Annotated in this window: 25 protein-coding genes and 2 pseudogenes; 14 read left to right on the plus strand and 13 right to left on the minus strand. The window is 73.0% G+C overall.

What is annotated here, in order from left to right; translation table 11 throughout:
• Positions 1-29 precede the first annotated feature (29 nt).
• Positions 30-1424: a DUF1906 domain-containing protein gene (locus ACFXDJ_RS29660; RefSeq protein WP_384650672.1), complete on the plus strand. Its 1395-nt coding sequence runs from the start codon at positions 30-32 to the stop codon at positions 1422-1424.
• A 1-nt stretch (position 1425) separates the two neighbouring features.
• Here the strand turns inward: ACFXDJ_RS29660 and ACFXDJ_RS29665 are convergent, their stop codons facing one another.
• From ACFXDJ_RS29665 to ACFXDJ_RS29680, 4 genes are read right to left on the minus strand one after another with little or no spacing between them, the layout of a single operon-like run.
• Positions 1426-1944 (minus strand): pyridoxamine 5'-phosphate oxidase family protein, encoded by a 519-nt coding sequence (locus ACFXDJ_RS29665; RefSeq protein WP_384650674.1) that lies wholly within the window; start codon positions 1942-1944, stop codon positions 1426-1428.
• A gap of 36 nt (positions 1945-1980) precedes the next feature.
• Positions 1981-2709 (minus strand): vWA domain-containing protein, encoded by a 729-nt coding sequence (locus ACFXDJ_RS29670; protein ID WP_384650676.1) that lies wholly within the window; start codon positions 2707-2709, stop codon positions 1981-1983.
• Between the two features lie 59 nt (positions 2710-2768).
• Complete coding sequence (locus ACFXDJ_RS29675) at positions 2769-3866, minus strand: acyl-CoA dehydrogenase family protein (RefSeq protein WP_384650678.1); 1098 nt, start codon at positions 3864-3866, stop codon at positions 2769-2771.
• A complete protein-coding gene (locus ACFXDJ_RS29680) occupies positions 3863-5518 on the minus strand; it encodes a FadD3 family acyl-CoA ligase (RefSeq protein WP_384650680.1) in 1656 nt (551 codons plus the stop codon). The genes ACFXDJ_RS29675 and ACFXDJ_RS29680 overlap by 4 nt, the downstream gene beginning before the upstream one ends.
• Positions 5519-5623: 105 nt before the next feature.
• On the opposite strand from ACFXDJ_RS29680, the pseudogene ACFXDJ_RS29685 reads away from it, so the two are divergent.
• Positions 5624-6013, plus strand: a pseudogene (locus ACFXDJ_RS29685) (flavin reductase family protein); the annotation flags it as partial.
• A gap of 47 nt (positions 6014-6060) precedes the next feature.
• Here the strand turns inward: ACFXDJ_RS29685 and ACFXDJ_RS29690 are convergent.
• Positions 6061-6756 (minus strand): helix-turn-helix transcriptional regulator, encoded by a 696-nt coding sequence (locus ACFXDJ_RS29690; RefSeq protein ID WP_384650720.1) that lies wholly within the window; start codon positions 6754-6756, stop codon positions 6061-6063.
• Positions 6757-6839: 83 nt separating this feature from the next.
• On the opposite strand from ACFXDJ_RS29690, the gene ACFXDJ_RS29695 reads away from it, so the two are divergent.
• The 5 genes and pseudogenes from ACFXDJ_RS29695 to ACFXDJ_RS29715 all read left to right on the plus strand — a co-directional run.
• Positions 6840-7970: an LLM class flavin-dependent oxidoreductase gene (locus tag ACFXDJ_RS29695; RefSeq protein WP_384650682.1), complete on the plus strand. Its 1131-nt coding sequence runs from the start codon at positions 6840-6842 to the stop codon at positions 7968-7970.
• Between the two features lie 3 nt (positions 7971-7973).
• Positions 7974-8705 carry an SDR family NAD(P)-dependent oxidoreductase gene (locus ACFXDJ_RS29700; RefSeq protein WP_384650684.1) on the plus strand — a complete coding sequence of 244 codons (732 nt, stop codon included), beginning with the start codon at positions 7974-7976 and terminating at the stop codon, positions 8703-8705.
• A complete protein-coding gene (locus ACFXDJ_RS29705) occupies positions 8702-9610 on the plus strand; it encodes an alpha/beta hydrolase (RefSeq protein WP_384650686.1) in 909 nt (302 codons plus the stop codon). The genes ACFXDJ_RS29700 and ACFXDJ_RS29705 overlap by 4 nt, the downstream gene beginning before the upstream one ends.
• Positions 9611-9659: 49 nt before the next feature.
• On the plus strand, positions 9660-9998 hold the full coding sequence (locus ACFXDJ_RS29710) for a hypothetical protein (RefSeq protein WP_384650688.1): 339 nt from the start codon (positions 9660-9662) through the stop codon (positions 9996-9998).
• 6 nt (positions 9999-10004) lie between these two features.
• Positions 10005-10196 (plus strand): annotated as a pseudogene (locus ACFXDJ_RS29715) (hypothetical protein); the annotation flags it as partial.
• 45 nt (positions 10197-10241) lie between these two features.
• On the opposite strand, the gene ACFXDJ_RS29720 reads toward ACFXDJ_RS29715, so the two are convergent.
• From ACFXDJ_RS29720 to ACFXDJ_RS29740, 5 genes are all read right to left on the minus strand, one after another.
• A complete protein-coding gene (locus ACFXDJ_RS29720; protein ID WP_384650690.1) occupies positions 10242-11471 on the minus strand; it encodes an MFS transporter in 1230 nt (409 codons plus the stop codon).
• Between the two features lie 71 nt (positions 11472-11542).
• The gene (locus tag ACFXDJ_RS29725; protein WP_384650692.1) at positions 11543-12700 is read right to left on the minus strand and encodes an acetyl-CoA C-acetyltransferase; all 1158 of its coding nucleotides are present in this window, start codon (positions 12698-12700) and stop codon (positions 11543-11545) included.
• A gap of 21 nt (positions 12701-12721) precedes the next feature.
• Positions 12722-13336 (minus strand): TetR/AcrR family transcriptional regulator, encoded by a 615-nt coding sequence (locus ACFXDJ_RS29730; protein WP_384650694.1) that lies wholly within the window; start codon positions 13334-13336, stop codon positions 12722-12724.
• Positions 13337-13351: 15 nt separating this feature from the next.
• Complete coding sequence (locus ACFXDJ_RS29735; protein WP_384650697.1) at positions 13352-14137, minus strand: SDR family oxidoreductase; 786 nt, start codon at positions 14135-14137, stop codon at positions 13352-13354.
• Positions 14134-15282 carry an acyl-CoA dehydrogenase family protein gene (locus ACFXDJ_RS29740; RefSeq protein ID WP_384650699.1) on the minus strand — a complete coding sequence of 383 codons (1149 nt, stop codon included), beginning with the start codon at positions 15280-15282 and terminating at the stop codon, positions 14134-14136. Before ACFXDJ_RS29740 ends, ACFXDJ_RS29735 begins: the two co-directional genes overlap by 4 nt.
• A 46-nt stretch (positions 15283-15328) precedes the next feature.
• Between ACFXDJ_RS29740 and ACFXDJ_RS29745 the strand changes: the two genes are divergently transcribed.
• From ACFXDJ_RS29745 to ACFXDJ_RS29755, 3 genes are read left to right on the plus strand one after another with little or no spacing between them, the layout of a single operon-like run.
• Positions 15329-16195, plus strand: coding sequence for an enoyl-CoA hydratase (locus ACFXDJ_RS29745; RefSeq protein WP_384650701.1), 867 nt, complete (start codon positions 15329-15331; stop codon positions 16193-16195).
• The gene (locus tag ACFXDJ_RS29750; protein ID WP_384850894.1) at positions 16195-17340 is read left to right on the plus strand and encodes an acyl-CoA dehydrogenase family protein; all 1146 of its coding nucleotides are present in this window, start codon (positions 16195-16197) and stop codon (positions 17338-17340) included. The genes ACFXDJ_RS29745 and ACFXDJ_RS29750 overlap by 1 nt, the downstream gene beginning before the upstream one ends.
• Positions 17340-18320, plus strand: coding sequence for an acyl-CoA dehydrogenase family protein (locus tag ACFXDJ_RS29755; RefSeq protein WP_384650705.1), 981 nt, complete (start codon positions 17340-17342; stop codon positions 18318-18320). Before ACFXDJ_RS29750 ends, ACFXDJ_RS29755 begins: the two co-directional genes overlap by 1 nt.
• A 7-nt stretch (positions 18321-18327) precedes the next feature.
• Here the strand turns inward: ACFXDJ_RS29755 and ACFXDJ_RS29760 are convergent, their stop codons facing one another.
• From ACFXDJ_RS29760 to ACFXDJ_RS29770, 3 genes are all read right to left on the minus strand, one after another.
• Positions 18328-18693, minus strand: a complete 366-nt coding sequence (locus tag ACFXDJ_RS29760) for a YrdB family protein (protein ID WP_384650707.1) — start codon at positions 18691-18693, stop codon at positions 18328-18330.
• A complete protein-coding gene (locus tag ACFXDJ_RS29765) occupies positions 18690-19454 on the minus strand; it encodes a class I SAM-dependent methyltransferase (RefSeq protein ID WP_384650709.1) in 765 nt (254 codons plus the stop codon). The genes ACFXDJ_RS29760 and ACFXDJ_RS29765 overlap by 4 nt, the downstream gene beginning before the upstream one ends.
• 83 nt (positions 19455-19537) lie before the next feature.
• Positions 19538-20191 (minus strand): response regulator, encoded by a 654-nt coding sequence (locus tag ACFXDJ_RS29770; RefSeq protein ID WP_384650711.1) that lies wholly within the window; start codon positions 20189-20191, stop codon positions 19538-19540.
• Between the two features lie 239 nt (positions 20192-20430).
• Here ACFXDJ_RS29770 and ACFXDJ_RS29775 point away from each other — a divergent pair, with 239 nt between their 5' ends.
• From ACFXDJ_RS29775 to ACFXDJ_RS29790, 4 genes are all read left to right on the plus strand, one after another.
• The gene (locus ACFXDJ_RS29775; RefSeq protein WP_384650712.1) at positions 20431-21561 is read left to right on the plus strand and encodes a peptidoglycan DD-metalloendopeptidase family protein; all 1131 of its coding nucleotides are present in this window, start codon (positions 20431-20433) and stop codon (positions 21559-21561) included.
• A gap of 142 nt (positions 21562-21703) precedes the next feature.
• A complete protein-coding gene (locus tag ACFXDJ_RS29780; RefSeq protein ID WP_384650714.1) occupies positions 21704-22909 on the plus strand; it encodes a sensor histidine kinase in 1206 nt (401 codons plus the stop codon).
• A 127-nt stretch (positions 22910-23036) separates the two neighbouring features.
• On the plus strand, positions 23037-23240 hold the full coding sequence (locus ACFXDJ_RS29785; protein ID WP_112447913.1) for a cold-shock protein: 204 nt from the start codon (positions 23037-23039) through the stop codon (positions 23238-23240).
• A 117-nt stretch (positions 23241-23357) separates the two neighbouring features.
• A complete protein-coding gene (locus tag ACFXDJ_RS29790; protein ID WP_384850896.1) occupies positions 23358-25046 on the plus strand; it encodes a DEAD/DEAH box helicase in 1689 nt (562 codons plus the stop codon).
• Positions 25047-25106 lie beyond the last annotated feature (60 nt).

Genomic DNA, 25106 nt, shown 5'->3' on the forward strand with positions numbered 1-25106 from the left:
CCCGCGGCCTTCTGGTAACAGTGGGTCACATGCTCCCCTCCCACATGATGTTGAGCTGCCTGCTGGGCGCCGCGCTGCTCGCTCCCGTCCCGGTCGGAGCCGCGGACGGTCCCGCAGCCACCGGCGCCCGGCCGATTGCCACCGCCGCCGGCACCGGTGCGGGCCCCGCCGATGCCGGCCCCGCCGACGGCCGCCCCGTCGACTACCGCGGGCTGCGCCTCACCGTCCCCGCCGACTGGCGGGTCGTCGACCTCGACCGGAACCCCGACGCCTGTCTGCGCCTCGACCTGCCCACCCTCTACCTCGGGCACGCCGGCACCCAGGGCGACTGCGGAGCGGCCCGCGCAGCCGCCCCCCGCGCCGACACCCTGCACCTGGAGCCCCTCGTCGGGGCCCCGCCGCGCGCGGACATCCCGACCGTCGGGGCGGACGAAGGCGAGCCCCTGCCCAAGGTCCGGGGCGACAGCAACGAGATCCGCTACACCCTGCGCCGCGTCGGGGTGATGGCCACCGTCTCCTACGGGGCCACGCCCGAGACCGTACGGGGCGTGCTCGGCGGGGCCCGCAGGCTCACCCCGTCCACCGGCCAGGACCCCACCGGTCAGGGCCCCACCCGTCCGGCCCACACCGGTCCGGCCCCCGCCGAGCCGGTCGTCGCCCCCGGCCCGGGTCCCCGTACCGCCGCCCAGGGCCCCTACAAGGGCGAGGGCTTCGACGCCTGCACCGCCCCCACCCAGAAGGCCATGACCGCCTGGCGGGAGGACTCGCCCTTCGGAGCGATCGGCATCTACATCGGCGGCCGCGCCCGCGCCTGCGCCCAGCCGCAGCTCACCGCGGGGTGGGTGACCCGCCAGGCCGCCGCGGGCTGGCACCTGATGCCGATCTGGGTCGGCCCCCAGCCCTGGCACAGCTCCTCCACCGGGCTCTCCACCGACCCCTCCGAGGCCACCGACCAGGGCACGGCCGCCGCCGACGGCGCCGCCCAGGCGGCCGCGGCGCTGGGGCTGGCCGAGGGCACGGTCCTCTACAACGACCTGGAGAACTACACCGACCGGGCCACCTGGGACGGCCCGGTCGTCGCCTACCTCACCGCCTGGACGGTCCGGCTCCACGAACTGAACTACCGCGCGGCCGCCTACGTCTCGGCGAGTTCCGGGGCCAAGGCGCTGAGCGCCCACTACGCCCAGGCCCCGGACGCCATGCCCGACGTGCTGTGGGTGGCCCGCTGGAACCTGTCTGCCACGGTCACCGACGCCGACCTCGGACTGCCCGAGGGCACCCGCCAGTGGGCGGGGGCGCGCCGGGCCCACCAGTTCCGCGGCGACCACGACGCCACGTACGGAGACGTGACCATCAACATCGACCGGAACTGGGTGGACGTCGACCCCGCGGCCCTGAAGAAGGCCCGCCCGCACCTGAGCTGACTCAGGCGGGGGTGTCCTCGCGGGCAGGCTCGTCGTCATTGCCCCGGCGGATGGTGCGCAGCCCGCCCGCCGGGGTCCACGACCGCACCACCAGGTCATCGCCCTCGACGCCGACGTGGACCACCTCCGTCAGCTCGGCGCGGAAGAGGTCGAAGGGGGGCGGGCTGTCGGTCTCCTCCGCCTCCTCCGCGTACCGGTGGAGCTCGGGCTGTTCCACGATCTCCACCGCGCGCCCGGAGATCCGTACGTCCCCGTCCGGCATCTTGTCGCCCTCGCCCGGGTTGGTGTGCAGGGCGAAGCGCGGGTCGCGGCGCAGGTCCTTGCCCTTCATCGAGCCCGGCATCATGCCCAGCCACAGCTCGCCGCCGCGGATCTCCACGTTCAGCCCGGTGGCGCGCGGGGATCCGTCCTTGCGCAGGGTCGCCAGGACGTGGTGCGGGAACTGCGCGAAGCGAGCCCGGACGGCCGCCGCGAATTCCGGTTCCGCCTTCTCGAATACGGCCCAGTTGTTCGTCGTCATACCTCCATCAAAGCGCGGGGCACCGACAACCACGGGTCAGGCGCGCACGATGCCCGCCGCGCGGGTCGCCGCCAGCCACGCCGGGAACTCGGCGACCAGCCGGTCGTAGAGTTCCGCGTCCGAGACGGTCCGAGGGTCCATGCCGGCGTGGAAATAGCCCGCGTTGTCCACGGGCCGCTTGGCCGGGACGGGCAGCTCGTCGAGCCGCCGCAGGAAATCGAACTGCGAGCTGCGGGTGTTCCCGAAGCCGACGAACTGCCAGAAGATCGGCAGCCGGGCCGCCTTGCACAGGTACCTCTCGGCGGCGAGCTTGCTGACGGGCCCGCCGTCCGTCTGGAAGACGACGAGCGCCGGGGCGGCCGACCCCGAATCCAGGTAGTGGTCGATGACCGCGTCCATCGCCGCGTGGTAGGCCGTCTTGCCCATGTGGCCCAGCCCGGCGGCGATCTCGGTGACCCGCCCCTCGTGGCCGGCGAGGGAGATCTCCTCCAGCGCGTCGACCTCCGTGGAGAAGAACACGACGGGCACGCGGGCATCGTCGTCCAGGTGTGCGGACAGCCCCAGCACCCGGTCCGCGAGGGCCTGCACGGTGCCGTCCTGGTAGTACGGGCGCATCGACCCGGAGTAGTCCAGAACGAGGTAGACGCAGGCGCGCCCGCCCTCCAGGCCGTGTTTGCGGAGCGAGACCCCGGCGCTCTTGTAGAGGCTGACCAGCGCCGGAGCGCTCTCTTCGATCTTCCGGAGGTCTATCGCACTGCCCGTCATGGGCCCGAGGGTACGGCAGCCCGGCCCGCGGGCGGGCGCCCGCGGGCCGCCGTCCCCCGTCACCCGGCCGGGAGGAACCCCAGCCGGGCCGCCAGCCGTTCACGGTGTGCGGACGGCGGGCCGAAGAGCCGGGCCGAGCCGTGGGCCCGCTTGAAGTGCTCGTGCGCCTCGTGCTCCCAGGTGATGCCGATCCCGCCGTGCAGCTGGATCATCTCGCCCGCCACGTACGCGTAGGCCTCCGAGCAGCCCGACTTGGCCGCCGCGGCCAGCTCCGGGGCGGCGTCGCAGGCGGCCGCCGCGAAGGCGAGGGAGCGGGCGGACTCCACGGCGCTGTGCATGTCGGCCAGGCGGTGCTTGACCGCCTGGAAGGAGCCGATGGGCCGCCCGAACTGCACCCGGTCCTTCGCGTACCGCACGGTCGTCTCCAAGGCCCGCGCCGCCGCCCCCGCCTGCTCGGCGGCGAGCGCCGTACAGGCCAGGTCCCGGACCCGGGCCAGGACTCCGGCGCCGTCGGGCGAGAGCATCCGGGCCGGGGTCCGGTCCAGGGCCAGCTCCGCGAGGGGGCGGGTGCGGTCCATGGTGGACCGTACGGTGAAGGACGCGGGCGGGGCGGTCAGTTCGAACAGGCCGAGTTCCCCAGGGCCGGTCCGGGCGAAGGCCAGCACCAGCGCCGGCTCCACCGGCCCGGCCAGCACGTACCGTTTGGCGCCGGTCAGCAGCCAGCCGGAGCCGGCGGGAACCGCCCGTGCGCAGAGGGCGGGAGCCTCCCAGCCGCCCTCCTCCGCCCAGGCCAGCGCCCCCACGACCGTGCCCTCCGCCAGCCCCGGCAGGTGCTGCGCACACGCCTCCCGGTCCCCGGCCGCGAGCAGCGCCCGCACGGTCAGCACCGCCGAGCCCAGGTACGGTACGGGGCTCAGCGCGCGCCCCAGCTCCGCCATGACCACCCCGACTTCGGCGGTTCCGCAGCCCAGGCCGCCGTACTCCTCGGGCACCGCCAGCGCGGCCGCGCCCACCTGGGCCGTCAGCGGGGCCCAGGCCGCGTGGCCGGGATGCCGGGCGAGGACCGCCCGTACCGCGTCGCGCAGTTCCGCCAGCTCCGGGGGCTCCGCCGGCTCCGGGGCGCGCGCCGAGCCCCGTACCGTACCGAGGCCGCTCACGCCGACTCCCCTCGCTCCGATTCCCCTCGCGCCGCACGGCGCAGCTCCGTCTTGAGCAGTTTGCCGCCCGCGTTGCGCGGGAGTTCGTCGAGCCGGGTGAACCGGCGCGGCACCTTGAAGTTGGCCAGCCGCTCCCGGGTCCAGGCGGTCAGCTCGGCGGCGGTGACGGGCCCGGTGGTGACCACGTAGGCCACCCCGATCTCGCCGAGCCGCTCGTCGGGGGCTCCGACCACCGCCGCGTCGGTGATGGCCGGGTGGGTCAGGAGCACGTTCTCCACCTCCGCCGGATAGGCGTTGAAGCCGCCGACCACGTACATGTCCTTCAGCCGGTCGGTGATGGAGAGGTAGCCGCGTGCGTCGAGGACGCCGATGTCCCCGGTCCGCAGCCAGCCGCCCGGCAGCACGGCGTCGGCGGTGCTCCCCGGATCGTCCAGGTAGCCGGGGGTGACGTGGTAGCCGCGGACCTGCACCTCGCCCGGTTCCCCGGCGGGCAGCACCTCGCCGAGCGGGCCGGCGATCCGTACCTCGGTGTCGGGCAGCGGCAGCCCGACGGTGTGGGCGAGGGTGTCGGCGTCGGCGTCGACGGGGCAGACGGAGACGACCCCGCCGGACTCGGTGAGCCCGTACGCGGTGAACACGTCGGGGGCGCCCAGTGCGGTGCGGATCTCCTCGACGAGGGAAGTGGGCACGGAGGCGGCACCGGTGCCGGCCAGGCGCAGCGCGGACAGGTCGTGGGCGGCGCGGTCCGGGTGGCGGATCAGGCCGTGGAAGACGGTCGGCGGTCCCATCAGACAGGTGACGCGTTCGGCGGCCATGCGGTGCAGGATGCGGTCGGTGTCGTAGACCGCCTCGGGGAGCATGGTGACGCCGCGCAGCAGGCAGGCGAGCACTCCCGCCTTGTAGCCGAAGGTGTGGAAGAACGGGTTGACCAGCAGGTACCGGTCGCCGGGGCGCAGGGTGACGAGCCCGGACCAGGAGGAGTAGAGCCGGACGGTCTGTCCGTGGGTGGTCATGACCCCCTTGGAGCGGCCGGTGGTGCCGGAGGTGTAGAGGATGTCGGCGATGTCCTCGGGGCGTACGGCGGCCGCGCGCGCGGCCCGCTCGGCGTCGGGGACGGACTCCCCGGCGCGCAGGTACGCGTCCCAGGCCGTGACGGCCGGGGCGCCGGGCGGGGCTCCGGGGACGCCGGGGCCGTCGCCGGGATCACGGGTGTCGCCGCCCCGCAGGATCACGGTGGAGGCGAGCGAGCCCAGGTCCTCGCCGGAGGCGTGCAGGTCACGGGCGTAGTCGGTGCCGAGGAATCCGCGCTCGGTGAACAGCACGCGAGCGCCGCTGCGCCGGATGATGTCGGCGGCTTCGGCGGGCTTGTAGCGGGTGTTGACCGGAACGAGGACGGCGCCGATGCCCACCGCGCCGAGCGCCGCGGTGATCCACTGGCGGCTGTTGGGAGCCCAGACCGCGACCCGGTCGCCGGGCCGGATGCCGTGGGCGAGGGCGGCGCGGGCGGAGGCGCCGATCTCCTCGGCGAGGCGGGCGAACGTCCAGCGGACCTCGCCGTCGGCGAGGGCCTCGCGGTCCCCGTACGCGGCGGCGGCGTACGCGGGGAGCTGGGCGAGCGTGGCGGGTGACTGCGGCGGGGGTGGTGGTGGCATCGGACCCTCCCTACTTGACGAGCGAGCGTGGGCGGTATCCAATCACAGGTGTTTCGGTTAGGCATATACCTAGTAGGAATAATCGGGGAGGTTCTCATGCCCGACATGAAGTCGGTCCTGTCCAGCTTCTGCACCGGCGTGGCCGTCATCACGGCGCGCCGAGCCGACGGCCGTCCGGTCGGAATGGCCGTGCAGTCCTTCTCCTCCGTGTCCCTGGACCCGCCGCTCGTCTGCTTCTGCCCGGCGCGTACGTCCACCACCTGGCCGAGGATCCAGGCCGCCGGGGCCTTCGCCGTCAACATCCTCGCCGCCGACCAGCAGGACCTGTGCCGCCGGTTCGCCGTCACGGGCGGGGACAAGTTCGGCGGGGTCGACTGGAGTTCCGGCGGCAACGGCGCGCCGCTGCTGGACGGAGCCCTGGCCACCGTCGAATGCGATCTGGAGGCTGTCCTGGACGGCGGCGACCACGCCATCGCGCTGGGCAGGGTCACCGCCCTGACCGCACACCGTGAGGGTGCGCCGCTGCTCTACTTCCGGCGCGCCTACGGGCGCTTGCCGGGCGCGGCGGAGGTGCTGGGTTCCGCCGCGGAGGTGCCGGGTTCTGCCGGGGCGGGTGCCGGGGCGGGTTCCGCCGGGGCGGCCGCGCGCCGGCTCTCCAGCTCCGCGATGTCGTCGAGCATGGCGGCGGCGAGGTCGCGCTCGGAGGCGTAGTACCGCTCCGCCCACTTGAGGGTGAGCGTCGGGTACGCCCAGGACGCCTCCTCCTTCGCCCCGTCCGCGTCGGCCACCGCGCGCCGCCGCATCTTCTCCGCGAACTCCTGGTGCTGCGTCAGGACTTCGCGCATCTGCTCCGGCTCCAGCAGGTGGCCGAGCCACAGCCGCAGCATCGGCCCGTGCTTGAGCACCGGCGGGTCGACGGGGGCCTCGCGCGCCCATTCCCGTACGGCCGCCATGCCCTCGTCGGTGATCCGGTACACGCGCTTGTCGCGGGTTCCGGTCTCCTGGGCGACCATCCGCGAGGAGGCGTACCCGGCCTTCTCCAGTCGCTTGAGCTCGCTGTAGATCTGGCTGAAGGACGGGCTCCAGTAGAAGAAGCGCAGCGACCAGTCCGACCACTTCTTCAGGTCGTAACCGGAGAGCTCCTCCCCGAAGGAGAGCAGCCCGAGCACCGCCCAGCTGGTCGCGGGGAGCGTGCGCTTGTTCGTCTCGTCTGCCGCCTGTTCTGCCACGCAGCGCAGTCTACGACCGCTCTTCGTGGTGCCTCTTCCTCCGGAGGGGTATGCCTGCTAGAAGTATTCCTATTCGAAATAACGGAGGTACCGTGAAGTTCTCGATGATCTTCGAAGCGCAGCTCGTCGACCCCACCCCCGAACGCGAACGCCAGGTCATCCACGACTGCGTCGAACAGGCCGTGTTCGCCGAGGAGATGGGCTTCGACCGGATCTGGGCGGTCGAACACCACGCCCTCACCCAGTACGCCCACATGAGCGCCTCCGAGATCTTCCTGACCTGGGTCGCCGCCCGGACCAAGAAGATCCGCATCGGCCACGGAGTGGTCACCATGCCCTTCGGCTACCAGCACCCCGTACGCGTCGCCGAGCGCGCCGCCATGCTCGACGTGCTCTCCGGCGGCCGCGTGGACATCGGCGCCGGGCGCGGCGCCACCCGCCAGGAGATGTCCATGTACGGGGTCAGGCCCGAGGACACCTACCCGCAGATGGAGGAGGCCCTGCGGATCTTCTCCTCGGCCTGGCGCGAGGAGAAGTTCGAGTGGCACGGCTCGATCGACATCGGCCCCGGCGCGATCCTGCCCCGCCCGGTCCAGGACCCGCACCCGCCGCTCTTCATGGCCTGCTCCAAGCACGACACCCTCAAACTCGCCGCCGAACTGGGCATCGGAGCCCTCGTGATGGGCTTCGCCGGCGCCGACGACGTCCGCGAGATGCGCAAGGTCTACGACGAGGCCATCGCCACCCGCACCGGCGACCGCCTGGTGTCGAGCGAGGTCAACGACCACCTCTCCGCCCTCTGCCCCACCATCGTCCTCGACGACGCCGAACGCGCCCTGCGCCTCGGCACGCGCGGCCAGCGCTTCTTCGCCGAGTCCATCGCCCACTGGTACGGCAACGCTCCCGAGCCCACCGGCTACTCCGACGAAGAGACCGCCGAGGACCACGTGGCGGCGCTGGACAAGAGCCGGGGCGAGCTCGTGGCCAGACTCCACGAGGCGAACATCCCGGCCCGCCCCGTGGACACGGGCACCTACAACGCCGAGCACGCCTACGGCGACGCCCGCACCGCCATCGCCTACGTCGAGCAGCTGCGCGCGATCGGCGTGGACGAGGTCATGTGCCTGATCCAGATGGGCACCGTCCCGCAAGAGGCCTGCATGGAGACCATCCGCCAGTGGGGCGAGACGGTCATCCCGCACTTCCGCGCGCTGGAGGGCTGAGCCGTGCCCGTCTCGCTGGACGGCAAGGTCGTCGTCATCACCGGAGCCGGCCGCGGCCAGGGCGCGGCCGAGGCCCGGCTCTGCGCCGAGGCCGGGGCGCGGGTGGTCGTCACCGACATCCGCGAGGAGGAGGGCCGCTCGGTCGCCTCCGCCCTCGGCGACCAGGGGCTCTACGTACGGCACGACGTGGCCGAAGCCGACAGCTGGGCGGAGGTCGTCCGGGAGGCCGTACGCGCCTTCGGCACGGTCTCGGCCCTGGTCAACAACGCGGCCCTGTGGCGCACGGCCCACGTGGAGGAGCAGACCCTCGCCGGTTTCGAAGCGCTGCTACGGGTCAACCTGCTCGGGCCCTTCCTCGGCATCCAGGCGGTGGCCCCGGTCCTGCGCGCCGGCGGAGGCGGCTCGATCGTCAACGTCTCCTCCACCGCCGGCCTGGTCGGCATCCCCGGCCACGCGGCGTACGGATCGACCAAGTTCGGACTGCGCGGGCTGACGAGGTCGGCGGCGCTGGACCTGGCGGGGGACGGCATCAGGATCAACTCGGTCCACCCGGGGGCGATCGACACCCCGATGGTCAGCGAGGCGGTCGCGGGCCGGGACTGGTCGCACGTGCCGCTGGGCCGGATCGGGCGGCCGGAGGAGGTCGGGGAGCTGGTCCTCTTCCTCTGCTCGGACGCGTCCTCGTACATCACGGGCACGGAATTCACCATCGACGGCGGGATGACGACACGATGAGCGACTCCCTTTCCCGGGCGGCCCTTTCCCGTGCGGCCCTTTCCCCTGAGGCGCGCCGGCTGTGCGACGCGATGTCGGCCGTCTTCCCCGGGCCGGGGGACCCGGCGGCCCTGCGGGCGGCGGCGACCGGCACGCCAGGAGGCGTGGAGGTGGCCTCGGTACGGGACGCGGTCGCGGACGGAGTCCCGGTCCGGATCTACGACCCGGCGCCGGGCGCTTCGGGCCGTCCGCTGGCCGTGTACTTCCACGGCGGCGGCTGGGTGTTGTGCGGCCTGGACACCCACGACGCCCTGTGCCGGACCCTGGCCGCCGCCTCGGGAGCGGTGGTGGTCTCCGTGGACTACCGCCTGGCCCCCGAACACCCCTGGCCGGCGGCGCCCGACGACGCACTGACGGTCCTGCTGTGGGCCCGCGCGGGGGCGGCCGAACTGGGCTGCGACCCGGCCCGTCTGGTCGTCGCGGGGGACTCCAGCGGAGGCAACCTCGCGGCCGTGACGGCCCTGCGGGCCTCTGAACTGCTCGCGGGCCAACTCCTCTTCTACCCGCCCCTGGACGCCTCGATGGAGTCCCCCTCGACATCCGAGTTCGCGGAGGGGTACTTCCACACGGCGGCCCACATGGCCTGGTACTGGGACCAGTACGGCGGCGACCCGGCCCACCCGCACGTCTCCCCGCTCCGGGCCCCCGACGTCTCCGCTCTGCCCCGCACCCTCCTGATCCTCGCGGACTGCGACGTGCTGCGGGACGAGGGCCTGACGTACGGGCGCCGGCTGGGCGAAGCGGGCGTGGACTGCGCCGTCCACCTCGTCCCCGGGGTCTTCCACGGCTTCCTCGGCCTGCCGCTCCCGGCCGCGGCGACGGCACTGGCGGCGGCGGGGGCATGGCTGGCGGATACACCGGCCTAGCCGGGCCCCGGACGGGTGCGCACGCGGACATCCCCTGCATGATGTGCGCATGCCCATATCTATACGGGGAGCCGTGGTGCGCAACTCCCTTGCCCTCGCCGCGGAGTTCGCCGCCGTCCTGCTGATGCGCGGCCCCGCGCCCCACTGGATTCCGGTCATGCTGGCCCTGTTCGCCTTCGTGTCGGGGCTGCCGCACGGCACCGAAGCCGAGTTCGTCCCGCGGATCCTGCTCGCGAGCGGCGCGGTGCTGATCGCGCTGTGCGGCAGCTACGCCTGGGACGACCATGCGCTGCGCGCCGACGGCCGGGCGGAGGTGTTCTGGGAGGCCGCGACGGGCGCCCTCGCCCTGACCCAGACGATCTCCCTGACCAGGCTGTCCCGCCGCTGAATCCGCTGGAACGTCAAGCACGACGGCGCCGGCTACGTGACGCGGTTCGAGGTGGACTCGGCCTTCCTGGAGCGCTACCCGGTCCAGCAGGCGGGCGGGGAGACGATCCTGGAGCTGTGGGTCCCGGCGGAGGAGCTGGACGAGTTCAACGCGCACATCGTGGGCCGCATCGAGGTGGTGCGCGAGTTCCACGCGTGAGCGTGAGCGGTCGGCGTACGGGGCCCCGCGCGCCCGCGGTGGGCTTCAGACCTTGACCGGCGGCGCGGCCCGGGCCGCGGTCCGGTCGGCCCGCGGCAGCAAGGCGATGGCCGGCACGGTGAAGACCGCCGCCACGGCGAACAGCGCCGGGTAGCCGTGGCCCGCGATCAGGGCTCCGGCCAGCGGCGGGACGAGGACCACTGCGGCGTGCTGCCCCATCCCGTGCACCCCGAGGGCGCGGCCCGCCCAGTCGGGGCCGGCGTACTCGGCGACCGCCGTGTTGTGCAGGCCGTTGGTGCTGACCGTCAGGCCCGAGGCCAGCAGCAGGGCCACCACGGCGACCGGCGAGTGCCAGGCGGCGCCGACGGTGAGCAGCGCCAGGTCCGCCGCGGTGGCCACGGCCAGCACCCGCATCGGCCGGACCCGGCTGGCCAGCGTGTCGGACCACCAACCCGCCAGCAGCCGCACGCCCGCACCGGCCAGGCCGGCCACGGCCAGCACCGTGCCGGCGGTGGCGGCGGACCATCCGCGCACCTCGGTCAGGAAGAGCAGGGAGAACCCGGTCACCACGAACTGCGGTACGCACAACACCGCGGCGACCGCGTGCAGCCGCCACAGGTAGCCGCCCCGGTATGGGCCGGGCGCCGTCGGCTCACCGACCGTCGGCTCACCGTCCGCCCGTTCACCGTCCGCCCGCCCGGGACGCGGCGGGTCGGTGGCGAACAGGGCGATCGCCACCCCCGCGCCCCCGCACAGCGCGGCGCAGAGCCCGAAGGCCGCCGACAGGCCGGCGTGCCGGGCGACCGGGGGCAGGACGGCGGCGGCCAGCGCGATGCCCAGCGGCTGCGAGGCCTGGCGCACCCCCATCGCGACGCCCCGCCGACTCGGCGGGAACCAGCCGATGACCAGCCGTCCCGAGGCCGAGTTGACGGAGGAGCCCGCCGCCCCGGCCAGTACCAGTAGTGCGCCCAGCGATCGGACCCCGGGTGCGGCCGCCGCCAGGGCCATCGCCCCGGCGGCGCCCAGCAGTCCGGCCGACAGCGCCAGCCGCTCCCCGTACCGGTCCGCGACCACGCCCCAGCCGATCAGGCCGAGCAGGATCCCGACGATCGGGCAGGAGACGAGGACCCCGGCGCCCACCAGCGACAGCCCGAGCTCGCGCTGGAACGCGGGGAGCAGGTAGGGCAGCCCGTAGAGCACCGTCGTACTGGCGGTCTGGCCGCCGGTGCCCAGGGCGAGCATCAGCCAACTGCGGGGTATCCGCTCCTCGTTCATGTCCGCACTCTAATGATCGTATCGGTCTGCGAGACGATCTATTTCGTATGGCGAGACGAGCGGGGACGCGCCTAGAGCCGCTCGATGATCGTCACGTTCGCCTGGCCGCCGCCCTCGCACATCGTCTGGAGGCCGAAGCGGCCGCCCGTGCGTTCCAGTTCGTGCAGGAGCGTGGTCATCAGCTTCACGCCCGTCGCGCCCAGGGGGTGGCCCAGGGCGATCGCGCCACCGTTGACGTTCACCCGCGCCGGGTCCGCGCCCGTTTCCTTCAGCCAGGCCAGCACCACCGGCGCGAAGGCCTCGTTGATCTCGACCAGGTCGATGTCCGAGAGGGACATGCCGGTCTTCTTCAGGGCGTAGGCCGTCGCCGGGATCGGAGCCGACAGCATCCGGATCGGGTCCTCGCCGCGCACCGACAGGTGGTGGATGCGGGCGCGCGGGCGCAGACCGTGTTCCCGTACCGCCCGCTCGGAGGCCAGCAGCATCGCCGCCGCCCCGTCCGAGACCTGGGAGGAGACCGCCGCCGTGATCGTGCCGCCCTCCATGACCGGCTTCAGGCCCGCCATCTTCTCCAGGGTCGTGTCCCGCCGCGGGCCCTCGTCCACCGAGACGGAGCCGAACGGCACGATCTCCCGCTCGAAGCGGCCCTCGTCGATGGCGCGCAGAGCGCGTTCGTGGGACCCGAGGGCGAACCGCTCCATGTCCTCCCGCGAGATCCCCCACTTCTCGGCGATGAGCTGCGCGCCGTGGAACTGGTTGACGGGGGAGTCCCCGTACCGGGCCCGCCACCCCGCCGAGCCCAGGTACGGGCCCTCCGTGAAGCCGAGCGGCTCCGCCGCCTGCCGCGAGGCGAAGGCGATCGGGATCATCGACATGTTCTGGGTACCGCCCGCGACCACCAGGTCCTGGGTTCCCGACATGACCCCCTGGGCCGCGAAGTGCACGGCCTGCTGCGAGGATCCGCACTGCCGGTCGATGGTGACGCCCGGGACCTCCTCGGGGAGCCCCGCCGCCAGCCAGGCCGTCCGGGCGATGTCCCCCGCCTGGGGGCCCACCGTGTCGAGGCAGCCGAACACCACGTCCTCCACGGCCGCCGGGTCGATCCCGGACCGTTCGACGAGCGCCTTCAGGACGTGCGCCCCCAGGTCGGCCGGGTGGACCTCGGACAGGCCCCCCTTGCGCCGCCCCACGGGGGTGCGCACCGCTTCGACTATGTAGGCCTCGGGCATCGGAACTCCTCTATCGAGTGGTCAGGTACGGGTGGCGATCCCGTCCAGCACCATCGACAGGTACTGGCGGGCGATCTCCTCGGGGCTGTGCTGGCCGCCCGGCCGGTACCAGGACGCCGCCACCCACACCGTGTCGCGCACGAAGCGGTAGGTGAGGCGGATGTCCAGGTCGGCGCGGAAGACCTCGGCGGCGACCCCGCGTTCCAGCGTCCCCAGCCATGCCTTCTCGAACTTGACCTGCGAGTCGGAGAGGTAGTGGAAGCGGGGCTGGACCGACAGGTGCCGGGATTCCTTCTGGTAGATGGCGACGGCGGCGCGGTGCCGGTCGATCTCCCGGAACGATTCGGTGACGAGGGCCTCGATGGTCTCCCTGGGTCCGAGACCGGCGGCGAGGACGGTGTCGTACCCCTCCCACAGCTCGGTCAGGAAGGCGGAGAGGATCTCGTCGAGCATCGATTCCTTGGAATCGAAGTGGTAGTAGAGGCTGCCCGCCAGCATCCCGGCGGCGTCGGCGATCTTCCGGACGGTGGTGGCGTTGTAGCCCTGCGCGGCGAACACCTCGGCGGCGATGTCGAGGAGTTCACGCCGGCGCTCGGGCGACGCCGTCACCTGCTGCTTCTTCTTGTTCGTTGGCACGGGCCCATTCTGGTCCTACGCGTGCTGACTGCTGACCGACACGGTCTCGCCCGTCATGTACGAGGAGTACCCGCTGGCCAGGAAGACGACGACGTTGGCGACCTCCCACGGCTCGGCGTACCGGCCGAAGGCCTCCCGGGCCGTCAGCTCGCGCAGCAGTTCCTCGCTGGTGACCTTCACCAGGTGCGGATGCATGGCCAGGCTCGGCGCGACCGCGTTGATCCGTACGCCGAACTCGGCCGCCTCCAGCGCCGCGCAGCGGGTCAGCGCCATCACCCCGGCCTTGGCGGCCGCGTAGTGGGCCTGCCCGGTCTGGGCGCGCCAGCCGATGACGGAGGCGTTGTTGACGATGACCCCGCCTCCGTCGCCCGCGGCCTGGAACGACCGCATCGCGGCGCGGGTGCACCGGAAGGTGCCGTTCAGCGTGACGTCGAGGACCCGGGACCACTGCTCGTCGGTCATGTCGACGAGGTTCGCGGTCCCGCCGAGGCCGGCGTTGTTGACGACGATGTCGAGCCCGCCGTGCGTCTGCTCGGCGAGCGCGAAGAGGGACAGGACCTGGTCCTCATCGGTGACGTCGCACGGAAGAGAGGCGACGCGGTCGGCCCCGAACTCCGCGGCCAGCGCCTCCTCGCTCTCCTTCAGCCGCCGCGCGTGCGCGTCGCTGATGACGATGCGCGCGCCCTCCTCCAGGAACCGGCGGGCGGTGGCCCCGCCGATCCCGGCCCCGGCGGCCGCGGTGATGACGGCGGAGCGGCCGCTCAGCAGACCGTGGCCGGGGACGTAGGTGGGGGTGTTCATGCCCGTACCTCCTTGGGAAGGCCGAGGATCCGCTCGGCGACGATGTTGCGCTGGATCTCGTCCGAGCCCGCGTAGATGGTGTCGGAGCGGGAGAAGAGGAAGAGCCGCTGCCAGTCGTCGAGGTCGTACGGGTCCCCGTGCGCGCCGGCTGCGAGGAGCGAGGCCGCGCCGCACACGTCCATGGCCAGTTCGCCCAGGTCCCGGTGCCAGCGGGCCCAGTACAGCTTGGCCGTGGAGGGGGCGACGCCGGGCCGCTGCGCGGAGGCGCGCATGGTCTCCAGGCCGATCCAGGCTCGGACGAGCCGGTCGCGGATCAGCGGATCGGCCATGGCGCCGTTCCGCTTCGCCACCTCGGCCAGGGTTTCGAGCTCGCGGCGGAAGCCGACCTGCTGGCCGAGGGTGGAGACACCGCGTTCGAAGCCGAGGGTGGCCATGGCGACGGCCCAGCCCTCGCCGGGCGCGCCGACGATGTGGGAGGCGTCGGTGCGGGCTCCGTCGAAGAAGACCTCGTTGAACTCGGAGGTGCCGGTCAGCTGCGTGATGGGCCGGACCTCCACCCCTTCCTGGTCCATCGGGACGAGGAGGTAGGACAGCCCGGCGTGGCGGCGGGAGCCCGGTTCGGTGCGGGCGAGGACGAAGCACCACTGGGACTCGTGGGCGAGGGAGGTCCAGATCTTCTGGCCCTCCACCACCCAGGCGCCGTCGACCAGGGCCGCCCGGGTGCGGACGCCCGCCAGGTCCGATCCGGCGTCGGGCTCGCTGTAGCCCTGGCACCACAGTTCCTCCACGGCCCGGATGGGCGGCAGGAAGCGGCGCCGCTGCTCCTCGGTGCCGTGGGCGATCAGGGTGGGGCCGAGGAGCTGCTCGCCGATGTGGTTCACGCGCGCGGGGGCGTCGGCTAGGGCGTACTCCTCGTGGAAGGCGATCTGCTGCCCGGTGCTCGCGCCGCGGCCGCCGTACTCGACGGGCCAGCCGACGCAGGTCCAGCCGTGGGCCGCCATGTGCCGCTCCCAGGCGAGGCGTTCGGCGAAGGCCTCGTGCTCCCGGCCCGGTCCGCCGCGGCCCTTGAGGGCGGCGAACTCGCCGGTGAGGTGGGCCTTCAGCCAACTCCGAACCTCGGTGCGGAACTCCTCGACGCTGCTCATGGCCGTACGTTAACCTACCAAACACTTGTTAGGGAAGGATCCAGGGATGCCCGACGACACCCGCGACACCCCCGTGCTCTACGAGCGCCGCGGCCCGGTCGCGTACGTGACCATGAACCGCCCCCGCTACCGCAACGCGCAGAACAGCGCGATGACGTACGCCCTCGACGACGCCTTCTATCGCGCCGCCGACGAACCCGAGGTGAAGGTGATCGTCCTGGGCGGGGCCGGTGAGCACTTCTCGGCGGGCCACGACATCGGCACCCCCGAGCGCGACGCGCACCTGCCCTTCGAACGCCGGGCCGGCCTCTGGTGGGACCACTCCCAGCGCTCCGGCGCCGAATCCCGCTTCGCCCGCGAATCCGAGGTCTACCTCGGCATGTGCCGGCGCTGGCGCGAGCTGCCCAAGCCCGTCATCGCCTCCGTCCACGGGGCCTGCGTGGCCGGCGGGCTCATGCTCGCCTGGGTCTGCGACCTCATCGTGGCCAGCGAAGACGCCTTCTTCGCGGACCCCGTCGTACGCATGGGCATCCCCGGCGTCGAGTACTTCGCCCACCCCTGGGCCATGCCCCCGCGCATCGCCAGGGAATTCCTCTACACCGGCGACCGGATGCCCGCCCGCCGGGCCTACGAGATCGGCATGGTCAACCGTGTCGTCGAACGCGCCGACCTGGCCGCGGAGACCGCCCGCCTCGCCCTGCGCATCGCCGAGATGCCCGGCTTCGGACTGGCCCTGACCAAGCGGGCCGTCAACCAGGCCGAGGACCTCCAGGGCCTGCACACCGGCATGGACTCCGTCTTCGGCCTGCACCACCTCGCGCACGCCCACAACGCCGAGACGGCGGCGGACCCGCTCGGCGGCATGGACGTATTCGCCATGAAGACCGCCGCCATGAAGGAGGCGAACACCTGATGGACCTGAACCATGCGGCGGACGTGGAGGCCTTCCGGGCCGAGGCGCGCACCTGGCTGGCCGAACACGTACCGACTGCCCCCCTCCCGTCCCTGGAGACCGAGGAGGGCTTCGCCGCCCACCGCGAGTGGGAAGCCCTCCTGCACGCACACCGCTGGTCGGTGGTCTCCTGGCCCGAGGAGTACGGCGGCCGGGGCGCGGACATCGAGCGGTGGCTGGTCTTCGAAGAGGAGTACTGGGCCGCCGGCGCGCCCGGCCGGGTCTCCCAGAACGGCATCAACCTCCTCGCCCCCACCCTCTTCGACCACGCCACCGAGGAGCAGCGCGCCCGCGTCCTGCCCTCCATGGGCAGCGGCGAGGTGATCTGGGCCCAGGCCTGGTCCGAGCCCGAATCCGGCTCCGACCTCGCCTCCCTGAAATCCCGGGCCGTGCGCACCGAAGGCGGCTGGCTGCTGTCCGGGCAGAAGACCTGGTCCTCACGGGCCGCCTTCGCCGACCGCGCCTTCGGCATCTTCCGCACCGACCCGGACGCCCCGAAACCGCACCAGGGACTCACCTACCTGATGTTCGACCTGCGTGCCCCCGGGGTCACCGTGCGGCCCATCGGCCGCCTCGACGGCAAGCCCGCCTTCGCGGAGCTCTTCCTCGACGAGGTCTTCGTGCCCGACGCGGACGTCATCGGGGAGCCCGGCCAGGGCTGGCGGATCGCCATGTCCACCACCGGCGACGAGCGCGGGCTCACCCTGCGCGCCCCGGGCCGGTTCCTCGCCGCCGCCGACCGCCTCGTAGAGCTGTGGCACGGAGACGGGGACCCGACCGACACCGCGCTGCGCGACCGGGTCGCGGACGCCGTGGTCGGAGCGCGCGCCTACCAGCTGTTCACCTGGGCCAACGCCTCCCGCTTCGCCGCCGGCGAGACCATCGGCGCCGAGTCCAGCCTGAACAAGGTGTTCTGGTCCCAGTACGACATCGCCCTGCACGAAACGGCCCTCGACCTGCTCGGCCCCGACGCGGAACTCGCCGACGGGCCATGGGCCGAGCCGTGGATCTTCTCGCTGGCCGGACCCATCTACGCCGGGACCAACGAGATCCAGCGCGACATCATCGCCGAGCGGCTGCTCGGCCTCCCGAAGGGCCGCCGCTGATGCGCTTCCTGCCGACCGAAGAGCAGTCGGACTTCGCCCGCACGCTCCGCGACCTCCTCGCGGCCTCGGAGGTCCCGGCGGCGGTACGGGCCTGGGGCGCAGCAGACCACGCCCCCGGGCTGACCCTGCGGGCCCGGCTCGCCGGCACCGGCCTGTTCGCCCTCGCCGCCGACGAGGCATACGACGGCACGGGCCTGCTGCCGCTGGAGCAGGCCCTCGGCTTCGTGGAGCTGGGCCGGGCCGGGGTACCGGGCCCGGTGGTGGAGACGGCGGCCGCCTGCGCACTCCTCACGCACCTCGGCGACGAGGCCCTGGCGAAGCGGTTCCTCCCGGGGCTCGTGGCGGGGGAGACCTCCGCCACCCTGACCCTGCCCGGCGGCAGCCCGTACGCCCTGGACGCCGACGCCGCCACGCACCTCCTCACGGTGTCGCGGGCCGGGGAGCTGCGCCTGGCCACCGCCACCGCCCCGCCCCGGACCTCGACCGACCCCTCCCGCCGGCTCTCGCTCCCGCGGGACGGCGGCGAACTCCTGGCCTCCGGCCCGGCGGTCCTCGCGGCGGCCCGGAACGCCGGGCACTGGGCACGGCTGCTCACGGCCGCCCAGTGCCTCGGAGTCGGCGAGGCGCTCCTCGCCCGCACCGTGGAGTACGCGAAGCAGCGCACCCAGTTCGGCACGCCGATCGGCGGCTTCCAGGCGGTGAAGCACCGGCTCGCGGACACCCTGCTCGGCCTGGAGTTCGCCCGGCCGCTGCTCTGGGCGGCGGCGCTGTCCCTGGCGCCCGGGGAGGTCGCGGCGGCGAAGCTGACCGCAGGCGAGGCGGCGTACGCGGCGGCCATGACCGCGCTCCAGCTGCACGGAGCCGTGGGCTACACCGAGGAGCTCGACCTCTCGCTGTGGCTGCGCAAGGCCCGCCCGCTGCGCGACGCCTGGGGGACGCCCTCGCAGTGCCGGGCGGCGGTGCTCGGCGTGGAGCGCTGAGTGCCGGTCAGGGGCGGTTCCGGTAGTAGGAGGCGAGCGTGGTGTTCACGACCACGACCACCGTGAACCAGAGGAAGGTCGACCGCTGCCCGAGCGCCAGGAGCGCGAGGGCGGCGGCGCCGAACACCACGGCCTTCACCCCGAGCTGCGCGGCGTACGGGATGGCGATCCGGGCCTTGGGCGCGGCGAAGAGCCCCCAGAGCACGGCGGCGGCGAGCGGCGCGGCCACCGCGAGGGCGACGGCCCCCACGATCCCGATGTCACGGGTGAAACCCCACCAGGCGAGCAGGCCGAGGGCCACGACCTCCAGGAGGAAGGCGAGAGCCTCGTTGACCAGGAAGAACGCTCGGACGGAAGCAGGCAGACGGCTCATATGACGGCCACGCTGACGCTCACCACGTAGGGCTCCTCCACCACTCCGTCCGGGAAGACCGGATCCAGCCGCGCCCGCTCGGCGTCGAGGAACTCCGCGGTGCCGGCCTCGCCCAGCAGCAGGAAGGCGGAGTGGCTGGAGAGGTTCGCCAGATGCGCGTCCAGGGGGATCCGCCGGGACCAGGAGACGGTCCGGGTGGTGAAAGCGGAGCCGAGGTGGCGCGGGAGGTGGCGGAAGCCCCCGGAGCCGCCGTCCGGCGCGTCCGGGCCGCGGGCCGCGAAGAACGCGCGGATCCGCTCGCTCTGCCCGGCCACCCAGCCGGCCGACTCGTCCAGGTCGTTCCACCAGATCGCGAGCGCGCCACCCGGCTTCAGCACCCGCCGGGCCTCGGGCACGGCCAGGACGGGATCGGTCCAGTGCCAGGCCTGGGCGTAGGTGAGGAAGTCGAAGGCGCCGCTCGCCAGCGGCAGCCGGTTCCCGTCCCCGCGCACGATCGGGATGTCCGGGCGGGTGCGCCGGAACTCGGCCGCCATCCCGTCCCCGGGCTCCACGGCCACCACCTCGGCCCCCCGGGCGCGCATCGGCGCCGTCCCGATCCCGGTCCCCGCCCCCACGTCCGCCACCCGCGCCCCCGCGAACCGGCGCCCGGCCAGCTCCTCGACCGTGTCGTACAGCGCCTCGGGGTAGCCGGGCCGGTGCCGGCCGTAGAGAGCGGCGGCGGTGTCGAAGGACCGCGCCCGGGAGCGGGGAGTCGTCGTCATGGCGCCATTGTTTTCGATCACGCCCGGCTGGACCAGCCTTTGCGCAGGAGTCGCGCGGGAGTCGCGCGGGCTCGGGGCGGCGGCTACGCGGCGCGGACCAGCCCCGCCTCGTAGGCCAGGATCGCGGCCTGGGTCCGGTTCGTGAGGTCAAGCTGCGTCAGGATCCGCGACACGTACGTCTTCACGCTCGCCGGGGACAGGTGCAGCGCCTCCGCTATCTGCTGGTTCGTCCGGCCCTCCCCGACCAGCGCGAGGACGTCCCGTTCGCCGGGGGAGAGGGTGGAGAGCTGCTCCGCGTGGTCGGGGGCCCCGGTGCGGGTGTCCGCCCGTTCCAGCAGTGCCCGCATCACCCCCGGGGCCAGCGCGCTGCCGCCCGCAGCGACCGTGCGGATGCCGGCGAAGAGCTCCTCCGGCCGCAGGTCCTTCAGCAGGAACCCGGCCGCCCCGGCCCGCAGCGCGTCCAGGACCAGGTCGTCCGCCGTGTAGCCGGTGAGTACGAGGACGCGCGGCGGGTCCGGCAGCCGCAGCAGCCGCAAGGTCGCCTCGAAACCGTCGACCTTCGGCATGACCAGGTCCATCAGCACCACGTCCGGCCGGTGCGTGCGCGCCAGCGGCACCGCCTCGGCCCCGTCGGCGGCCTCCGCGACCACCTCCATGTCGGGCGCGCTCGCGAGCAGGGTGACCAGTCCCGACCGTATGAGGCTCTGGTCGTCGACCACCATCACCCGGATCGCCATGTGACCCACCTCCCCCTGAAGCCCCGTCTTATTGCGGACATTACCGGCATACCTGGACTTAAGTCCCTCTAACTCTCCCTTCCCAGTCCCCTTTTGCCCTCCCGCTTGTCCTCTTTAGGGGACTTCGGGGACCCCCCGCCTTCCCGGACGGTGGTTACCGAGGCCGAACGCACCACCGCTTCACCCGCTCCACCCGCACCACCGGCCTCCGTACATGTCCCCGAAGTCAGGAACTCCGCATGTCTTTCCCCTCTGCTCGTACCCTCGCCGGTCTCGTTGTCGCCGGCATCGCCGCACCCGCCGCCATGGGTCTTCTGGCACAGCCCGCGTCCGCCGCGTCGGTCGGCACGTGGGACAAGGTCGCGGAGTGCGAGTCCACCAACGACTGGAGCATCAGCACTGGCAACGGCTTCTACGGCGGCCTCCAGTTCACCCCCAGTACCTGGGCGGAGTTCGGCGGCACCCAGTACGCGCCGCAGGCCAACCAGGCCACCAAGGCGCAGCAGATCGCGATCGCCGAGAAGGTCCTCGCGGCCCAGGGCCCCGGCGCCTGGCCCTCCTGCGGCAAGCTCGCCGGGCTGCAGCGCGGCGGCCCGGCCCCCGAGGCCCCGGCCGCCGAGAAGAACGCCGAGGAGCCGGCCGCCCAGTCCGCGCCGGCCGCCGCGAAGTCCGGCCGGAGCGACGGCACCTACACCGTCGTCAGCGGCGACACCCTCGGCACCATCGGCTCCGAGCTCGGTGTCGGCTGGCAGAAGCTCTACTCCGACAACCGCTCGGTCATCGGGTCCGACCCGGACATGATCCTGCCGGGTCAGCGCCTCGCGTACGGTTCCGGCTCGGGTTCCGGTTCCGGCAGCAGCGCCCCCGCCGAGTCGCAGTCCTCGAAGTCCTCCGGCTCCTCCGATTCCTCCGACTCCTCCGACAATGAGGACAGCTCCGGCAATTCCAGCAGCTCCAGCAGCAGCGTCGAGGGCGTCCTGCCCGTCTCCGGCGCCTCCATCTCTGCGCGCTACCACCAGGCGGGCGGCTGGGCCGCCGGCTACCACACCGGCATCGACTTCGCGGTGGGCACCGGAACCCCGGTCAAGGCCGCCGCGGCCGGCACCGTGGTCTCCTCCGGCTGGCAGGGCGCGTACGGCAACGCCGTCGTCATCAAGCACGACGACGGCCGCTACACCCTCTCCGCCCACCTGTCCTCGGCGACCGCCTCCGAAGGCGAGCGCGTCTCCGCGGGCGAGCAGATCGGCCTCTCCGGCAGCACCGGCAACTCCACCGGCCCGCACCTCCACTTCGAGGTCCGCTCCAGCAACACCTACGGCGCCGACATCAACCCGGTCACCTGGCTGAACGGCCTCGGCGTCTCCCTCTGACGAGTCGCCGCAACGAGTCCTCGTAACGAGTCGTCACCCATAACGCGTCCCCCCGGGATGCCCCTTCGGCGGAAGGCGGGCAACCTGGGGGGACGTTTTGCCATGTTCTGTGCACTTTAGCGCCTATGGGGGTGGGGGATTCATGCAGGCTGTGCCCGGTCGCGCCGGACGACTCCTGGAGCGCGGGCTGCGCGCCCTGACCGGTGAGAGCTCCGGAGCGCCCGACCCGGTACGGGCCCGCCGCGCCGACATGTGGCTCGCCGCCCTCTGCGCGCTGCTCACCACCCTCAACCTCCAGGACGTCCACCGCTTCGGCCTCGTCACCAACTACCCGCTCAGCCTCGCCGCCGGCCTGTTCGCCGCCGCCACCCTGCTCTGGCGCCGCTCCCGCGCCTGGGTGCCGGCCCTCGCCGCCACCTTCGCCACCCTCGTCTCCGACGACCGGGGCCCCCTGGTCTTCGGCGCCTACGCCCTGGCCGCGTACGGCCGCACCCACCGCTGGGGCGGGATCCTGCTGATGGCCCTCTTCTACGTCGGCACCCGCGACCTCTTCCTGCCCCTCGGGTACGCGGGCCGCGACCCCGCCTCCTTCGTCCTCGGCAGCATCGTCGTGCCCGCCCTGTACGGGGAGACCGTGCGCCGCAACCGCGGGGTCATGTCCGCGCTGCGCGAACGGGCCCGCCAGGCGCACGCCGCCGTGGACCAGGCGGCCGACCTGGCCGTCGTACAGGAACGCACCCGTTTGGCCCAGCGCACCCACGACGGTCTGGGCCACCGGCTCACCGCCCTCACGATGCAGGCCGCCGCCCTGCGCCTGGACGCCGGGGCCGACCCCCGCGTACGGGAGGGGGCCGCGGCCGTGGAGGAATCGGCCCGGGCCGCGATGACCGAGGTCAGGGAGGTGCTGGACATGCTGAACGATCCCGCCGGCAGCCGCGCGTACACCTCGCCCGTGGACGTCGGCCGGTTCCTCGGCTCCCTGGCCCGGAACATGCGGGCCACGGGCATGGAGATCACCCACCACACCCAGCCCGGCCTCGGCGACTTCCCGGCGGCCGACGGGCGGCTGCTGCTGCGGATCGCCCGCGAGGGGCTCACCAACGCGGCGAAGTACGCCCCCGGCTCCGCCGTCCGGATGAATCTTTACGCCGAGGACGGGGAGGTCCGCCTCGACGTCGTGAACACCGCCCCGGAGGGGGAGCGGATCGTCCTCGACTCAGGCGGGATGGGGATTCCGGGGCTCCGGGCGGCCCTCGCGGAGGTGGGCGGAAGGCTCCGTACGGGGGACACGCGGGACGGAGGTCACATGCTCGCCGCGACACTCCCCGACCGACGTGTGCTAGCTTAGAGCTCGTTGCAGTTGTGGTACCCATGAACTTTATGTGCGCCTGACGGGAATGCTCCGACAGGCGCTTTTATTGTTTTGCCGGAATCTCCGGATGGGGCCCTTTGCCGCCTATTCAGGAGATTCAAAAATGGCACTTGGCACCGTGAAGTGGTTCAACTCGGAAAAGGGCTTCGGCTTCATCGAGCAGGACGGTGGCGGCCCGGACGTCTTCGCCCACTACTCGAACATCGCCACCCAGGGCTTCCGTGAGCTCAACGAGGGCCAGCGCGTGTCCTTCGACGTCACCCAGGGCCAGAAGGGCCCCCAGGCGGAGAACATCCTCCCCGCCTAATTCCTTCAGCATGCCGGGGTCCGCACCGTGAGGTGCGGGCCCCGGCTTGTCTGCTGTTTCGACCTTTGTTGCAGTGCCTTTATGTAGTGCCTGCCGGTTTCAGGAGGGCTTTCTCGCATGACCAGCTCCAGCTCCGCACGACCCAGCCGCCGCCCCACCCGGGGTCGAGGTGCGGCCCAGGGACGTCCGAAGGCTGGCGCGGGACGGCAGAAGTCCGCCCCCGTAGCCAGGCCCCAAGAATTCACCATGCCCGAACCGCTGACCCCGGCCCTGCCGCCGGTGGAAGCGTTCGGGGACATGGACATGCCCGAGGCGCTGCTGAAGACCCTCGCGGCCCAGGGCGTCACCGAGCCGTTCCCGATCCAGGCCGCGACGCTGCCGAACTCGCTGGCCGGCCGTGACCTGCTCGGCCGCGGCCGTACCGGCTCCGGCAAGACGCTGGCCTTCGGCCTGGCGCTGCTGGCCCGCACCGCGGGCCGCCGCGCGCAGCCGAAGCAGCCGCTCGCGCTGGTCCTCGTACCCACCCGCGAGCTCGCGCAGCAGGTCACCGACGCCCTGGCCCCGTACGCCACGGCCGTCAACCTGCGCATCGCGACCGTCGTCGGCGGCATGTCGATCAACCGGCAGTCCGGCGCCCTGCGCCGCGGCTCCGAGGTGCTCGTCGCCACCCCCGGCCGCCTGAAGGACCTCATCGACCGCGGTGACGCCGACCTCTCCCAGGTCTCCATCACCGTCCTCGACGAGGCCGACCAGATGACCGACATGGGCTTCATGCCGCAGGTCACCGCCCTGCTCAAGCAGGTCGAGCCCGAGGGCCAGACCATGCTGTTCTCGGCGACCCTCGACAAGAACATCGACAAGCTCGTCAAGATGTTCCTGCACGACCCGGTCGCGTTCTCCGTCGACCCGTCCGCCGGTGCGGTCAGCACGATGGAGCACCACGTCCTGTACGTCATGGACGAGACCGACAAGAAGGCCGTGGCCACGCGCATAGCCGCTCGCGACGGCCGGGTGATCATGTTCGTCGACACCAAGCGCGGGGTCGACCGCATGGTCAAGAAGCTCCTCGCCGACGGTGTCCGCGCCTCCGGCCTGCACGGCGGCCGCTCGCAGCCGCAGCGCAACCGGACCCTCGACTGGTTCAAGACGGGCGAGGTCACCGCGCTGGTCGCCACCAACGTGGCCGCGCGCGGCATCCACATCGACGACCTCGACCTCGTCGTCAACGTGGACCCGCCGACCGACCACAAGGACTACCTGCACCGCGGCGGCCGTACCGCCCGCGCCGGCGAGTCCGGCAGCGTCGTCACCCTGGTCCTGCCGGACCAGAAGCGCGACATGACCCGTCTGATGTCGGACGCCGGGATCTCCCCGCGGACCGCCCAGATCAAGTCCTCCGACGAGGAGCTCGCCCGCCTCACCGGCGCCAAGGAGCCCTCGGGCATCCCCGTGGTGCTGGACGTGCCGCAGGCGACCCCGCCGCGCCAGCGGTCCGGCGGCGACTCGGGCTCCGGCGCGCGCCGCCGTTCCGGTGGCGCCCGTACGGGCTCCGGCACGGGCGCCGCTCCGGCCGGCGGTGGCCGCGGCCGTCGCTCCGGCGGCGGTGGCGCCGCGGGCCAGGCTCCGGCCTCCGGGTCCGGCCAGGCCCGTCGCGGCCAGGGCGGCCAGGGCGCCGGTACCGGTACCGGTGGCTCCGGCGAGCGCGGCCGGCGTACCGGAGGTGCCCCCTCCGGCGGCGGCGCCGCCGCCGCTTCGGCCCGCAGCCGGGTCGGTGGCGCGGGCCAGGCCCGTCGCCGTTCCGCCTGACCTGTGACGGCGTAGCGACGTAGATACGAACCACCGAGCCGGGCAGCACCTGACGTGCTG

Origin of the sequence: Streptomyces sp. NPDC059443, from assembly GCF_042750105.1 — a bacterium.
Lineage (GTDB): Bacteria > Actinomycetota > Actinomycetes > Streptomycetales > Streptomycetaceae > Streptomyces.